Source organism: Nocardia wallacei, assembly GCF_029869545.1.
GTDB classification, from domain to species: Bacteria; Actinomycetota; Actinomycetes; order Mycobacteriales; family Mycobacteriaceae; genus Nocardia; species Nocardia wallacei_A.
In genome coordinates, this window is record NZ_JARWQD010000065.1 from 1 (window position 1) to 13819 (window position 13819).

General features: G+C 70.2%; 14 protein-coding genes. 5 read left to right on the top strand and 9 right to left on the bottom strand.

The genetic code is table 11. From position 1 onward, the window contains the following. Nucleotides 1–254: 254 nt before the first annotated feature. The 6 genes from QH290_RS03670 to QH290_RS03695 form a co-directional block, all read right to left on the bottom strand. On the bottom strand, nucleotides 255–779 hold the full coding sequence (locus QH290_RS03670; RefSeq protein ID WP_280267921.1) for a hypothetical protein: 525 nt from the start codon (nucleotides 777–779) through the stop codon (nucleotides 255–257). A gap of 128 nt (nucleotides 780–907) precedes the next feature. Further along, nucleotides 908–1648, bottom strand: a complete 741-nt coding sequence (locus tag QH290_RS03675) for a GNAT family N-acetyltransferase (protein ID WP_425301817.1) — start codon at nucleotides 1646–1648, stop codon at nucleotides 908–910. A 181-nt stretch (nucleotides 1649–1829) separates the two neighbouring features. Beyond that, entirely contained in the window at nucleotides 1830–2204 is a 375-nt protein-coding gene (locus QH290_RS03680; RefSeq protein WP_280267919.1) for a nuclear transport factor 2 family protein, read from the bottom strand. Nucleotides 2205–2232: 28 nt separating this feature from the next. Next, a complete protein-coding gene (gene fdhD / locus QH290_RS03685) occupies nucleotides 2233–3087 on the bottom strand; it encodes a formate dehydrogenase accessory sulfurtransferase FdhD (RefSeq protein ID WP_280381959.1) in 855 nt (284 codons plus the stop codon). After that, nucleotides 3084–3272: a hypothetical protein gene (locus QH290_RS03690; RefSeq protein WP_280381960.1), complete on the bottom strand. Its 189-nt coding sequence runs from the start codon at nucleotides 3270–3272 to the stop codon at nucleotides 3084–3086. Before QH290_RS03690 ends, fdhD begins: the two co-directional genes overlap by 4 nt. Then, nucleotides 3269–5575: an FdhF/YdeP family oxidoreductase gene (locus QH290_RS03695; RefSeq protein WP_280381961.1), complete on the bottom strand. Its 2307-nt coding sequence runs from the start codon at nucleotides 5573–5575 to the stop codon at nucleotides 3269–3271. The genes QH290_RS03690 and QH290_RS03695 overlap by 4 nt, the downstream gene beginning before the upstream one ends. Before the next feature lie 248 nt (nucleotides 5576–5823). Here QH290_RS03695 and QH290_RS03700 point away from each other — a divergent pair, with 248 nt between their 5' ends. After that, complete coding sequence (locus QH290_RS03700; protein ID WP_280267916.1) at nucleotides 5824–6270, top strand: hypothetical protein; 447 nt, start codon at nucleotides 5824–5826, stop codon at nucleotides 6268–6270. A gap of 3 nt (nucleotides 6271–6273) precedes the next feature. Here the strand turns inward: QH290_RS03700 and QH290_RS03705 are convergent, their stop codons facing one another. After that, nucleotides 6274–6618: a hypothetical protein gene (locus tag QH290_RS03705; RefSeq protein ID WP_280381962.1), complete on the bottom strand. Its 345-nt coding sequence runs from the start codon at nucleotides 6616–6618 to the stop codon at nucleotides 6274–6276. A gap of 172 nt (nucleotides 6619–6790) precedes the next feature. Between QH290_RS03705 and QH290_RS03710 the strand changes: the two genes are divergently transcribed. The 3 genes from QH290_RS03710 to QH290_RS03720 all read left to right on the top strand — a co-directional run bounded on the left by QH290_RS03710 (nucleotide 6791) and on the right by QH290_RS03720 (nucleotide 9594). Next, the gene (locus tag QH290_RS03710; RefSeq protein WP_280267914.1) at nucleotides 6791–7723 is read left to right on the top strand and encodes an RNA polymerase sigma-70 factor; all 933 of its coding nucleotides are present in this window, start codon (nucleotides 6791–6793) and stop codon (nucleotides 7721–7723) included. A gap of 96 nt (nucleotides 7724–7819) precedes the next feature. Next, a complete protein-coding gene (locus tag QH290_RS03715) occupies nucleotides 7820–8746 on the top strand; it encodes an ABC transporter ATP-binding protein (RefSeq protein ID WP_280381963.1) in 927 nt (308 codons plus the stop codon). Then, the gene (locus tag QH290_RS03720; RefSeq protein ID WP_280381964.1) at nucleotides 8746–9594 is read left to right on the top strand and encodes an ABC transporter permease; all 849 of its coding nucleotides are present in this window, start codon (nucleotides 8746–8748) and stop codon (nucleotides 9592–9594) included. The genes QH290_RS03715 and QH290_RS03720 overlap by 1 nt, the downstream gene beginning before the upstream one ends. Nucleotides 9595–9615: 21 nt before the next feature. Here the strand turns inward: QH290_RS03720 and QH290_RS03725 are convergent, their stop codons facing one another. Together QH290_RS03725 and QH290_RS03730 are read right to left on the bottom strand one after the other, a co-directional pair. Next, complete coding sequence (locus QH290_RS03725; RefSeq protein ID WP_280381965.1) at nucleotides 9616–12330, bottom strand: helix-turn-helix transcriptional regulator; 2715 nt, start codon at nucleotides 12328–12330, stop codon at nucleotides 9616–9618. A gap of 70 nt (nucleotides 12331–12400) precedes the next feature. Beyond that, a complete protein-coding gene (locus QH290_RS03730; protein WP_280267909.1) occupies nucleotides 12401–12970 on the bottom strand; it encodes an NADPH-dependent FMN reductase in 570 nt (189 codons plus the stop codon). A gap of 162 nt (nucleotides 12971–13132) precedes the next feature. On the opposite strand from QH290_RS03730, the gene QH290_RS03735 reads away from it, so the two are divergent. Continuing rightward, the gene (locus QH290_RS03735; protein ID WP_280381966.1) at nucleotides 13133–13705 is read left to right on the top strand and encodes a dihydrofolate reductase family protein; all 573 of its coding nucleotides are present in this window, start codon (nucleotides 13133–13135) and stop codon (nucleotides 13703–13705) included. Nucleotides 13706–13819 lie beyond the last annotated feature (114 nt).

The following is a 13819-nucleotide window of genomic DNA, read 5'->3' on the forward strand; positions in this document are numbered from 1 at the left end:
ACGAGGGAGTGAGGCCGTGTGGGGATCGAGGGAGTTAGGCAGTGTGGAACGAGGTAGTGAGGCAGTGGGGAACAAGGGAGTGAGGCCGTGGGGGGAACGAGGGAGTGAGGCCGTGTGGAACAAGGGAGTGAGGACGTGTGGAACAAGGGAGTGAGGACGTGTGGGACCAAGGGGGTGAGGCTGTGTGGGGAACAGGGTGGTGAGGCCGTTTGGGAACGGGGAGGTGAAGTTGTGAGGCGGGGTTCTTGTTCGGGTCAGCGGCGGCGCAGGCGGATGGTCCAGGGGGCCGGATCGCGGAGCTGGACGCGTTCGCGGGGGGAGGCGAACAGGATGGCCGCGCCGAGGACGGGCAGCAGCAGGGATGCGACGAGACTGAAAATGAAGTTGCCCGTGGACATTTCGGCGGGTTGATGCGCGATGTGGTAGATCAGGTGCGGTACGCCGAAGACCAGCCAGCCCAGGCCCGCGGCACGGGCCAGCAGGCTGTCGCCGTAGTACAGCGCCGCACCGGTGACCGCGGCGAGCGCCAGGAAGAACGCGCCCACATCGCCGGACAGGTGATGGTTGTACGGCCCGTCGGCGGCCACCCAGTTCAGCCCCAGCCCGGGAAAGCTGCGGTACCAGGCCGCGGGCGCGAGCACCGCCCACAATCCGACGATCACACCCTGCACCGCCAGGATCCACAGCGAGACGTTGGTGATCAGCCACCGCCGCCGATTCACATCCAGCCGCATCCGCACCCGCAGGTTGTCGCCCGCCCGCTGCACCGAGATCCGCATCGGACCCTCCGTTCGCCCCCCATATCGAATGCTGTCACGGTAAACCGGACATACGGCACGAACAAGGGGGCGACGCGCCGTCGCGCACGTCCCTCGCAATCCCGGCACGCTTTCGGCCGGGATCCCCGTCATGTGGATGCGGAGGGGGCTTGCACGATGGTGAGCGCCGAGCGCTGGCGCAGGGTGAAGCCGAGGGTCTCGTAGAGGCTGATGGCCGTCGTGTTCCGGGCAAGGGCGTGCAGGAATGGTGTCTCGCCGCGGGCCCGGATGCCCGCGCCGACCGCGCGGATCAGGCGCGAGGCGATGCCGCGGCCGCGGAATTCGGCATCGGTGCAGACGGCGCTGATCTCGGTCCAGCCGGGTGGGTGCATCCGTTCACCCGCCATCGCCACCAAGCGGCCGTCCACCCGCAGGCCCAGGTAGGTTCCCATCTCGATGGTCCGCGGCGCGTAGGGCCCGGGTTCGGTGCGGGCGATCAACTCCAGGATCTCGGGTACGTCGGCGGCGGTGAGCACCTCGAATTCCGGGTCGTGGGCGACGCGCAGCCCCGTGCCGTCCATCTGCACCGACGGGAGCTTGTCCACCACGGTCCAGCCGTCCGGCGGCACGTGGTCGGGACCGCGCAAACCGGTGCTGCCGCCCGGTCCGAGGAGCGTGGCCAGGTCCGCCCAGTCTCGCGCGTCCAGCACCGCCGGATGGCCGACGAACCGCGCCACCTCCGGGTCGTAGCGGCCGATCCGGCCCACCCAGGTCGCGAACCGGCGGTGCGCACCGCGCAGCGACCCGCGCACCGGGTCGTCGAGCGGATGCGGCGAGGTATCGACTTCGATGGCCGACTCGAGGGTCAACGCGCGCTCCTCCACAATCATCCGACCGGGAGACGTTAGCGAAGCGCACGAGCCGCGGGCACGGGTTGCGCTCACCGCGATTCCGAATCGAGCACGACGAGTCTCGCTGCGGCCCCGGGCGTTCCGGACGTTTCGTGCTGGGCTCGATGGGCCCGGGGACGAAACAGCCGACGCTGGACGGCGATCGGGCAGCGGCGGCTGGTCAGATCTGGTCGACGCGCATGTCGTCCGGGCCCCAGTAGGCGCGCATGCTGGTGATGCGGTTCTCGTCGTCGAACTCCATAACGTCGATGGCCGACAGCGTCATCCGGGAGCCGTTCGCCTCCGCCACCAGCGTGAACGACACCGCGGCGTGCTTGCCGTTGATGCGCGCGGTGTGCAGTTCGGTCTTGCGCTGCATGGGTTCGAGCGCCGCGTAGAGCTCGCCGATGGCCTGGTGGCCGCGGCGCGGATCGCTGCCGATCGGGTCCTCCACGACGGCGTCCGGGGCGTAGAGCGTCAGGATATCGGCGGTCGGGCCGGTCTCGACCAGTTGTACGTACCGTTCGACCGCCTCGCGGATCTGCTGCGCTGCCATGGAAACTCCCGCTGAATTGGAACCTGTTCTAGCGGGGCAGCGTAGCACCGTTCGGCGCCGCGGTGGAGTCCCGCAGTCCCAGTCTGTGGGCGCCGGCGTAGATGTTCATCGTGTCGCCGCGCAGGAATCCGGCGAGGGTGAGGCCCGAGTCGGCGGCCAGGTCGACGGCGAGCGAGCTGGGGGCGGAGACGGCGCCGAGCACGGGAATGCCCGCCATGACCGCCTTCTGCACCAGTTCGAAGGAGGCGCGCCCGCTGACGACGAGGACCAGGTCGTGGGCGGGAACGCGCTCCTCGCGCAGCGCCCAGCCGATGACCTTGTCGACGGCATTGTGCCGCCCGACGTCCTCGCGCACCGCGAGCGCGGTGCCGTCGGCGGTGAACAGCCCGGCCGCGTGCAGGCCGCCGGTGGCGTCGAAAACCGTTTGGCGGGAGCGCAGTTCGCCCGGCAGGGCGGAGAGCATGTCGGCATCGACGATCGGCCCGTCGGCGGGGAGCGGGAAGCGGGTGCGGGTGCGCACCTCGTCGAGGGCGGTCTTGCCGCACAGGCCGCAGGCGCTGGTGGTGAGGAAGTTGCGGGCGAGGATCGGTGTGGGCGTGCGCAACTGGATGTCGAGCACGTTGTAGGTGTTGTGCCCGTTCTCGTCGGTGCCCGCGCAGTACCGGGCCGAGACGATGTCCTCGCGCGCGCCGATGATGTTCTCGCCCAGCAGGAATCCGTGGGCGAGATCGATATCGCTGCCCGGCGTGCGCATCGTGACGGTCACCGATCGCCCATCGATACGCAGCTCCAGGGGCTCCTCGACGGCCAGCGTATCGGGCCGCTGTGTCTGCCCGGCGGGCGTAATGCGAACCGTCTTCCGCCGCACGGTCACCCTGCTCACGAGCAAGCCTTTCTACTGTTCCCGCCCCGCTGCCGTGCACCCATGCCCATCCTGTCGTGCTCGCGGCCCACCGTCATCCCGGCGCGCTGGTCGTTCACCGTCATCTCGGCGCGTTTGTTGTTCACCTTCATCTCGGCGCGCTGGTTGTTCAGCTTTATCTCGGCGCGCTGGTTGTTCACCTTCATCCCGGCGTGCTTTCCGCCGGGGCCAGGCGGATGGTGACCGCTTTGGAGACGGGGGTGTTGGAGCGTTCGGCTACGTGGTCCAGGGGGACGAGGGGATTGGTTTCCGGGTAGTAGGCGGCGGCGTTGCCGCGCGGGGTGGGATAGCCGACGAGGCGGAAGCCGGTGACGCGGCGTTCGGTGCCGTCGGTCCATTCCGAGATCACGTCCACCAGGTCGCCGTCGGCGAACCCCAGGGCGGTGATGTCCTCGGGATGCACCAGCACGACCTTGCGGCCGTGGTGGATGCCGCGGTAGCGGTCGTCGAGGCCGTAGATGGTGGTGTTGTACTGGTCGTGGCTGCGCAGGGTCTGCAGGATCAACCGGCCCTCGGGCACCGGCAGCCAGCGCAGCTCGTTGACCGCGAAGTTGGCCTTGCCGGTGGCGGTGCGGAATTCGCGGGTGTCGCGCGGCGGGTGGGGCAGCTGGAAGCCGTTGCGCTGCCGCACCTTCGCGTTGTAGTCGGCGCAGCCGGGCACGACGCGGGCGATGGCGTCGCGAATGCGGTCGTAGTCGCGCCGGAACTCGTCCCAGGGCACCGGATGCTCGGGCCCCAGCAGTTCCCGGGCGAGTTCGCACACGATGGCGACCTCGCTGCGCAGGTGCGGGCTGACCGGCTGCAGACGCCCCACCGACAGATGCACCATCGACATCGAATCCTCCACCGAGACACGCTGTTTGGTGCCGTCCGGGGACAGGTCCGCATCGGTGCGGCCCAGCGTGGGCAGGATGAGCGCGGTGGCGCCGTGCACGATGTGACTGCGATTGAGCTTGGTCGAGACATGCACGGTCAGTGCGCAACTGCGCAGTGCCGCCTCGGTGACCGCGGTATCGGGTGTGGCGGAGACGAAGTTGCCGCCCATGGCGAAGAACACCTTCGCTCGCCCGTCACGCATCGCGCGGATGGCGGCGACGGTGTCCCAGCCGTGCTCGCGGGGGCTGGTGATGCCGAATTCGGAATCGAGTGCGGCGAGGAAGGTTTCGGGCATCTGCTCCCAGATGCCCATGGTCCGGTCGCCCTGCACGTTGGAGTGGCCGCGCACCGGGCACACGCCCGCGCCCGGCTTGCCGATCATGCCGCGCAGCAACAGCAGGTTGGTGGCCTCCTCGATGGTGGGTACGCCGTGGCGCTGCTGGGTGAGGCCCATGGCCCAGCACATGATGGTGGCCTTCGAGGCGGCGAGCAGCCGCGCGGTGCGCTCGAGTTCGTCGCGGCTCAGCCCGGTGGCCTCCTCGACCGCGGCGAGATCGACCGCGCGCAGATGCTTTTCGTAGTCGGCGAAGCCCGCGGTGTGCGCGTCGATGAAGGCGCGGTCCACGACCGAACCCGGGTCGCGGTCGTCGGCCTCCAGCAGCAGCTTGCCCAGCCCTTGGAACAGCGCCATATCCCCGCCGAGCCGGATCTGCAGGAAGTCGTCGGCGATGCGCTGGCCGGTGGTGTAGCCCTTGACCGTCTGCGGGTCGCGGAAGCCGAGCAGGCCCGCCTCCGGCAGCGGGTTGATCGCGACGATCCGGGCGCCGTGCCGCTTGGCGTGCTGCAGCGAGGTGAGCATGCGCGGATGGTTGGTGCCGGGATTCTGACCGGCGATGAGGATCAGGTCCGCCCGCGGGAAGTCGTCGATCGTCACCGACCCCTTGCCGATGCCGATCGAGCTGGTCAGCGCCGCGCCGGAGGATTCGTGGCACATATTCGAGCAGTCCGGCAGGTTGTTGGTGCCGAAGGATCGGGCCAGCAGCTGGTACAGGAACGCCGTCTCGTTGGCGGTGCGGCCGGAGGTGTAGAACACGGCCTCGTCCGGCGTCGCCAGTCCGCGCAGCGTGTCGGCGACGAGGCGGTAGGCGTCGTCCCAGGAGATGGGGGAGTAGTGGGTGTCGCCGGGGCGCAGCACCATCGGCTCGGTGAGGCGGCCCTGTTGCCCGAGCCAGTAGCCGGACTTCGTCTCCAGCTCCGAAATCGGATGGGCGGCAAAGAATTCGGGGGTGACGGTGCGCAGCGTTGCCTCTTCGGCGACGGCCTTCGCGCCGTTCTCGCAGAATTCGGCGACCCGGCGCGTGCCGGTCGGGTCGGGCCACGCGCAGCTGGGGCAGTCGAATCCGCCGCGCTGGTTGAGGCGGGCGAGGGTGCGGCCGGTGCGAATGAGGCCCATCTCCTCGACGCCGCGCTCGAGGGCGACCGCCACGGCGGTCAGGCCCGCGGCCTCGTGCTCGGGAGGTGTGACGCTGAGTGCGGTCTCGTCGATATCGCTCGTCGGTGCCTTGCGGTGCATGGTCTCCCGTCCTCCTGTCAACACGTGCCCGGTCCGCGGCTCATCCGGTCCGATCGGGCAGGTCCGGCGGTGCTCCTCGACAGAATCCGAGCCTACGCCCGAGCCTGGGCGGGCCGGGCGCAGGCGGCCGCGGGAGTTGGCCGGAGACACAAACCTCGGCGATTCGCACCTCGCGGGGGGCGATCTCGCGCGAGGATCGGAGACGGCCGGTCCACGCCCGGCGCAGAGGAAGACGAACAAGGATGTACATGAGCGAGCGAACAGGCAACAAGGTCCCGGCCACCCGGCGCCGGCGCGCACGCGCCGCGGTGAGCGCGGGGCTACTCGGCACGGCAGCCGTCCTCGGCCTGGCGGTGCCGCAGCCGGCGCAGGCCTCGGTCACCCGGCTGGGCGCCACTCCCGACATGGCCTTCGGCATGGCCACCAACTACGGCACCGGCTGTCACTACACGCTGCAGGCATTCGTCGACGATCCGTCCGCGCCGGTCACATTCTTCGACAACGGCGTCCCGATCGGGCGCGCGAAGCCCGGCGGCGCCTACGCGCTGACCGGCTGGGTGCCCGCCACCCAGGGCCCGCACCTGCTCACCGCCGTCCAGGACGGTCAGCCCGCCGAGCTGCCCCCGGCGAGCCTGGCCCTGCGCGTCGGCTTGGGTGTCCACCTCGGCTACGGCTGCAACGTCTTCGGGGGCTAGCGGCTACCGACGCGGGTCGAGGGCGGGCATGGCGCTCCCCGCCGGATCCCATTCCTGCAGAAAGCCCTCTTGCAACGATCGGTCCAATACCTCGATGCGTCCGCCGAGGATGTGGTCGGCGCGGTGGTAGGCGAACGCCCGGCCGAGCGGGCAACCGTCGACCTCCCTCGGCTCGCCCTGGATCAGCTCGACATACGGGAACTCGCGGCTGATGCACATCCGGAAGTGCCAGTCGCCCAGCGTGCGCGCCTTCGGCTCGTTCCATCGGATATCGACCGCGGAGGCGAACTCGCTCATCGCGTATTCCAGGTCCGGCACTACGAAGCAGACGTGGTAGAAGCTGGTCATATCCCGATCTTGGCAGGCGCCGGGGAGTGATCCGGCGCACTTGCTGTCACAGCGGTCGTTTTCACGGTGTCTTCATGTCGACGCCTGCGGAGGTGGACCTCGGGTCTCCTCCTCGGGGCGGGCATGGTGTTGGATCGAACGGCTACCGACGAAAGGATCTTGCCGTGGAGGCATGCTCGAAGGCCGACGGCACCCGGGACCTCGGGAGCGAGTCGTGAGCCCCGCGGACCCGGCGACCGAGGCGTTCGTTTCCTATCGCAACCTGCTGTTCACCGTCGCCTACGAGATGCTCGGATCGGCGTCGGATGCCGAGGACGTGCTGCAGGAGACGTGGCTGCGGTGGTCCGAGGTCGACCTGTCGCAGGTGAGCGATCAGCGCGCCTACCTGGTCCGGATCACCACGCGGCAGGCGCTCAACCGGCTGCGCAGCGTGCAGCGGCGCCGGGAGTCCTACGTCGGGCAGTGGCTGCCCGAGCCGATGCTCACCGCGCCGGACGTGGCCGACGACGTCGAGCTCGCGGAGAGCGTATCGATGGCGCTGATGCTCGTGCTCGAGACGCTGTCGCCGACCGAACGCGCGGTCTTCGTGCTGCGCGAGGTCTTCGATGTCGGTTACGAGGAGATCGCGGCCGCCGTCGACAAGAGCCCCGCGGCCGTTCGGCAGATCGCGCACCGCGCCCGGCAGCACGTCGATGCCCGGCGGCAGCGTGCGGTCGTCACGCCGAGCCAGACCCGGGCGGCGCTGGAGTCGTTCCAGCGCGCGCTGGAAACCGGGGACCCGCAGGGCCTGCTCGACGTGCTCGCGCCGGATGTCGTGCTGGTGAGCGACGGTGGCGGCGTCAAGCAGGCCCTGCTGCGGCCGGTCAGCGGTGCGCAGCGGGTGGCGCGCCTGCTCGCCCGCGGCACCAGCAAGCTCGCGGCCGCCGTGACCACGGAACTGACGGTGGCCAACGGGAATCCGGCGCTGCTCGTGCGCATCGGCGGCGAGATCGACGGCATCATGACCTTCGGCGTCGAGGGCGGCCGCATCACCGGCCTCTACTTCGTCCGCAACCCGGAGAAGCTGACCCATGTGGACAAGGAGGTCGCCCTCGCCCGGCGATAAGCAACTTCTGTTGACTAGGGGAGGTTAGTCAACTACGGTTGCTTGTGTTGCGCGCGCACGCATCCACGCCGAAGAACGAGAACGAAGGATGAGCGGATGGCGGCACACGAGCAAGCCGTAGTGCAGGTCGACGGGCTGCGCATGAGATACGGCTCGAACGACGTCCTGCACGATGTGAGTTTCCGAGTGCACGAAGGGGAAGTGATGGCGATGCTCGGGCCGAACGGCGCCGGCAAGACCACCACCATCGAGATTCTGGAGGGCTTCCGCATGCGGTCGGCCGGGCGGGTCACGGTGCTCGGTACCGATCCGGCGCACGGCGACGAACACTGGCGAGCACGCATCGGCGTCGTCTTGCAATCGTGGCGCGACCACGGCAAATGGCGAGTGCGCGAGCTACTTTCGCACCTCGGTTCCTACTACACCGGCCACTGCACGGATCTGATCCGGCGTCCGTGGGACGCGGACGACCTCATCGCCGCGGTAGGGCTCACCGACCACGCGGACAAGAAGATCAGGACCCTCTCCGGCGGGCAGCGCCGGCGGCTGGACGTGGCGATCGGGCTGGTGGGCCGCCCCGAGGTGCTGTTCCTCGACGAACCCACCGTGGGATTCGATCCCGAAGCCCGGCGCGAATTCCACGACCTCATACGGGGACTCGCGAGCGCGGGCGCGACGGCGATCCTGCTCACGACCCACGATCTGGTCGAGGCCGAGAAACTCGCCGACCGCATCGCGATTCTCAACGGCGGGCAGATCATCGCGCAGGGCAGCGCGGCGGAGCTGGCACGGCAGATCGCGGGCAGCGACGAGGTGCGCTGGACCCTCGACGGACAGCGCTTCACCCGATGCACCGCCGACTCCACCGGATTCGCCCACGAGCTGTTCCGGCGGCACGGTGCGGCGGTCACCGATCTCGAGATCCACCGGTCCTCGCTGGAGGACACCTACCTGTCTCTGGTGCACCGTGCCGAATCCGGCCACCTCACCGCGTCGGCCCGCCAGCTCGACGAGGTGGCCTGATGAACCCGATCGCCACGGTCCTGCGCACCGGCTGGTCTCGCGGGGTGATCGAGCTGCGGCAGTCGGTCACCAACGGTGCCGACCTGTTCAATCACTTCTTCTGGCCGGTGCTGATGCTGGTCACCCTGTTCTTCCTGCGCGATGTGTCGTTCCGGCACAGCGACTTCACGCTCGGCACCATCGCCCTGCCGAGCATCCTCGGCATGAACGCCGCGATGGCCATGGTCACCATGAGTCAGCTGCTCACCGCCGACCGCGAGGACGGAACTCTGTTGCGGGCGAAGGCGACCCCGCACGGCATGCCGGGCTACCTGGTCGGCAAGGTCGTTTCGGTGTCCGGGAGCCTCATTGTCGACCTCGCGATCTTCCTGGTCCCGGGCCTGTTCATCATCTCCGGTCTCTCGATCGGCGGGCCCGCCTCCTGGTTGACCCTCGCCTGGGTGCTCGCCCTCGGCCTGGTCGCCACCCTGCCGATCGGAGCGGTGCTCGGTTCGGTGTTCACCAGCGCCCGCAGTCAGGGAATTCTGACCCTGCCGATCCTCGGCGCGATCGCGATCTCCGGAATCTTCTACCCGATCACCGCGGTGCCGGACTGGGTGCAGTGGATCGCCCAGATCTTCCCGATCTACTGGCTGGGTCTCGGCATGCGCTCGGCGCTGCTTCCCGGCGACGCGGTCGGCATCGAGATCGGTGAGTCCTGGCGACACCTGGAAACCATCGGCGTGCTCGGCGCCTGGGCCGTCGTCGGGATCCTCGTGGCACCGATCGTGTTGCGCCGCATGGCCCGTCGGGAAGCGGGGTCGAAGCTGGCCGAGCGTCGCGAGAAGGCGCTGCAGCGCATCGGGTGAGTGGTGGTGTCCCGTTGCGGCTCAGGCGTTGTCGCGGAATACCGCGGCCAGTTCCCGGCGCGAGGTGATGCCGAGCTTGGGATAGGCGTTGGACAGGTGGTAGCCGACGGTGCGGGGGCTCAGGAACAGCTGGGCGCCGATGTCCTTGTTGGACAGGCCCGTTGCGGCCAGCTGCGCGGTCTGCAGCTCCTGCGGTGTGAGGCGGTTCAGCACGTCGAGCGCGGAACTCGGCGCCCGGGTCTCGCCGGTCGCGCGCAACTCGCCCTCGGCGCGCTCGGCCCAGGGATCCGCGCCGAGCTGCCGGAAGGTCTCGGCCGCGACGCGCAGGTGTCCCCGGGCGTCGGCCCGGCGCTGCATGCGGCGCAGCCACTCGCCGTAGAGCAACTCGGTGCGGGCCCGCTCGAAGGCGAATTCCGGTGTGGTGTGGTGCAATTCGAGTGCGGCGGTGAAGTATCGCTCGGCGGTGTCGTCCGTGGCGAGCAGGGCCCGGCAGCGCTGGGCGATGGCTCGCGTCCACGGGCGGCCGACGTGCTCGGCCCACACGCTGTACCACTCGAAGGCCGCGCGCGCCCGCTCCCGGCGACCGGCCCGGTGCGCCGCCTCGACGAGGTCGGGAATCGCGGCCGTCGCGCCGTGCCGGTTGCTCCCGGCCAGCAGATCGGTGAGCCGGTCCACCGCGGCATCGGGCCGTCCCACGCCGAGATCGAGCAGGCTCAGCGCCGCGGCCGCGTGCACATTGCTCGGTGCGATATCGCGCGCCAGCGGCTCGGCGGTGTACTCCCGGCAGCGCCGCTCGTCACCGCGGGCCGCGGCCAGCAGCGCCAGCGTCGTGGACTGGTAGATGTGGACGATGCGCTGCCCGGTCTCGGCGGCCAGCCGCAGACCCTCGGTCGCCAGCGCGGCGGCCGATCCGAAGCGGCCGAGCAGGAACTCCGCCCGCGCCTGGATCATCAGCGCCCGGGTGAGCACGCCGACCGCGCCGCGGCCGCGGCACTCGTCGGCCAGCGCGGACGACAACTCGCGCGCGGCGGTGATATCGGCGAACAGCAGGTGCCAGAACGCCACGGTGAACCGCTCGCGCAGCTGGCTGGGCTCCAGGCCGTCGAGCAGCGAGCGCAGGGCGTTCGGTCCGCGCGCGGGGTCGCCACCCTGACCCGGGTTGGTACCGGCGACGAGTTCGGCCAGCGCCCGGACCCGGTCGGCGCCCGGCACATTCAGGGTCTCGGCCCGTTCGGCGGTGCGGTCGACGGCGGGCAGATCGCCCGCGGCCCAGGCGGCGTCGGCGGCCTCGAACAGGAGCCTGCCCGCGGCCGCCGGATTCTGTTCCGCCACGAATGACGCTGTGCCGCTGAGGGATCGGTAGGCGACGAGGGGATTGTCGTGTTCGCGGGTGACCTCGGCCCGCAGGCTGATCACCTCGGCCAGGACCGCCGGGTCGGTGGTCAGCGGTACGGCCTGATCGGCCAGCGCCACAGCCTGTTCGAGGTCGCCGAGATCCACCGCCGCCGCGGCGGCCGCGGCGAGCCGTCGGCCGCGATCGGCGGGGTCGGGGCTCAGGTCCGCGGCGCGCCGATAGGCCGCGGTGGCCTCGGCCAGGCCGCCGCGGGCCTGTGCGCACCAACCCGCGTCGTCGAGCGCGGTGGCGACTCGCTCGTCGGGCTCGGTGGCCGCGGCCGCCAGATGCCAGGCATAGCGCGCGGCGTGTTCGACGGCGCCCAGCTGCGCGGCGAGGGCTCGGTGGGCGGCGCGGCGCCGGGCCGCGGTGACGCCGTCGTAGGCGGCGGCGCGAATCAGCGGGTGGGCGAAGGTGATTCGGCCGTCGCGCAGCTGCAGCAGGCCCGCCTGCTCGGCCGCCTCGAGGTCGGCGCGGCTCGCATCGGCCGCGGCGGCGAGAATCACCGACGGGTCCCCGGTGTCGTCGGCGGCGGTGACGAGCAGGAGATCGCGGGTGCCGGCGGGCAACGCGGCGATGCGGTCGGCGAATGCGCGCTGAATGCGGTGCGGTGTGGACGATGTCGCGCCGCGGAACGGCGAGGCGTACATCCGATCGGCCCGTTGCAGGGATGGAAGTACCTGCAGCGCAAGGGGATTGCCGTTCGATTCGCGCAGGGTCCAATGCGTCACCGCCGCGGGTAGGCCCGCGTGGTGGGAGGCGAGCAGTGCGGCCGCGGCGTCCGGATCCAGTCCCCGCAGGGTCAGTCGGGTGCCGGACAGCTCGTCCAGTTCCGGGAGCAGATCGTCGCGCACGCCGAACAGCAGCGCCAGCGGTTCGGCGTCGAGCCTGCGGGCGACGAATACCAGTGTGTCCAGCGTGGCGCGGTCCAGCCACTGCGCGTCGTCGACCAGGCACAGCAGGGGCCGGTCCTCGGCCAGGTCGGCGAGCAGGGTGAGCACCGCCGCGCCGACCAGGAAGCGGTTGGCGCGGCCCGTCTCCCCGGTGTCGAGTGCCGCGCGCAATGCGTCGGCCTGGGCATCGGGCAGGGTGTCGACGCGGTCGCGGCCGCCGCCGAGCAGCAGATGCAGACCCGCGTAGGCCAGCTCGCTCTCGGCCTCGGTGCCCACCGCCCGCAGCACCCGGAAGCCCCGGTCGGCCGCGGCGGTGCCCGCACGGTCGAGCAGCATCGACTTCCCGATACCGGCCTCGCCCCGGAGCACCGCCGTCGCGGCGCGGCCGCCCGCCGCCCCGTCCAGCAACTCCTCGACGACAGCGACTTCCCCGGCACGACCGTAGAACACCCCCCGACTCTATGTGCCCGGCCGATTGCCCAGCACATGCCCCGGATCGGGTGTAGGCCGCGACCAAGTGTCAGGCCACGTAGGGGCGGGACGTGCGGGCGTCGCGCAGCGTGTGCGCCCACCACACCAGCTGGTCGAGCATGCCCTTGGCGGCGCCCTCGGCGCCGCTGTCGAGCGGGGTGCCGTTGTCGGCGAACTTGTCCCAGGCGTTGTGGAAGCTGACCGTGTCGCGCACCGTGGTCGCGTGCAGTTCCGCGAACACCAGGCGCAGCTGCTCGACGGCGCGCAGCCCGCCGCCCATGCCGCCGTAGGACACGAAGCCGACCGGCTTGGCCTGCCACTGGGTGTAGTGCCAGTCGATCAGTGCCTTCAGCGAGGCCGGGAAGCTGTGGTTGTACTCGGGGGTGACCACGACGAAGGCGTCGGCGGCATCGAGCCGACGGGTCACCTCGTCCATCGCGGGTTCGGGGTGCTCGCTCAGGACCGACGGCAACGGATGGTCGGCCAGATCGATGTGGTCGACCACCAGGTCTTCGTGGGTGGCGGCGTGCGTGGCGAACCAGCTGCCCACGGTGGGGCCGAAGCGGCCGTCGCGAATGCTGGCGGTGATCACGGCCAGCCGCAGGGGATTGTCGGGCATCGCGGTCTCCTTCTCGATCGGATCGACTGCGAAGAACGCTAGGTTCGCGGGGCAGGGCGGCGCCTCTGTCGAATGACCAGGTTGCCGCTTGACACCACTTCGGCCGTAGTACTATGGTCTAAACCACTACATGCGAAGTACAACAAGCAAGGCGGTAACCGAATGCGAAAGCTGGCCTACTTCACCGGAATGTCCCTGGACGGCTATATCGCGGGGCCGCAGGACTCGATCGACTTCTTCCCGCTGGGAGCGGATTTCACGGCCTGGATCGCCGCCGACTACCCGGAAACCCTGCCCACCCATGTGCGTTCGCATTTCGGGGTCGCCGACGATGCGCCGAACAAGCACTACGACACCCTCGTCATGGGCCGCGGCACCTACGAGCCCGGACTGGCGCTCGGCCTCGCGAACCCGTACGCGCACCTGAGGACCTATGTCGTGTCGAGCACGCTCGGCCGGATCGAGGATCCCGCGGTCGAACTGGTCGAACGCGACCCGCTCGCGCTGGTCCGTCGCCTGAAGCAGGAGGAGGGGCTGGACATCTGGCTGGGCGGCGGCAAGCTCGCGGGCCAGCTCGTCGACGAGATCGACGAGCTGGTGATCAAGAGCTACCCGGTGGTCGCGGGGGACGGCGTCCGCGCCTTCACCGGTAACTTCCGGCCCACGGATTTCACCCTCCGGCGACGACGGGAATTCGACAACGGCACCCAGGTCAGCTGGTTCACCCGCGCCTGAGGCGCACGGCCGGGCTCAGCCCGCGGGGGCCCGGGGCACCCGCCCGGGCGCCGCGGGGGGGTTGGGGGGGGGGGGGCCGGGTTTGGGGGGGCGGGCGCCCCACACCCCGCGGAA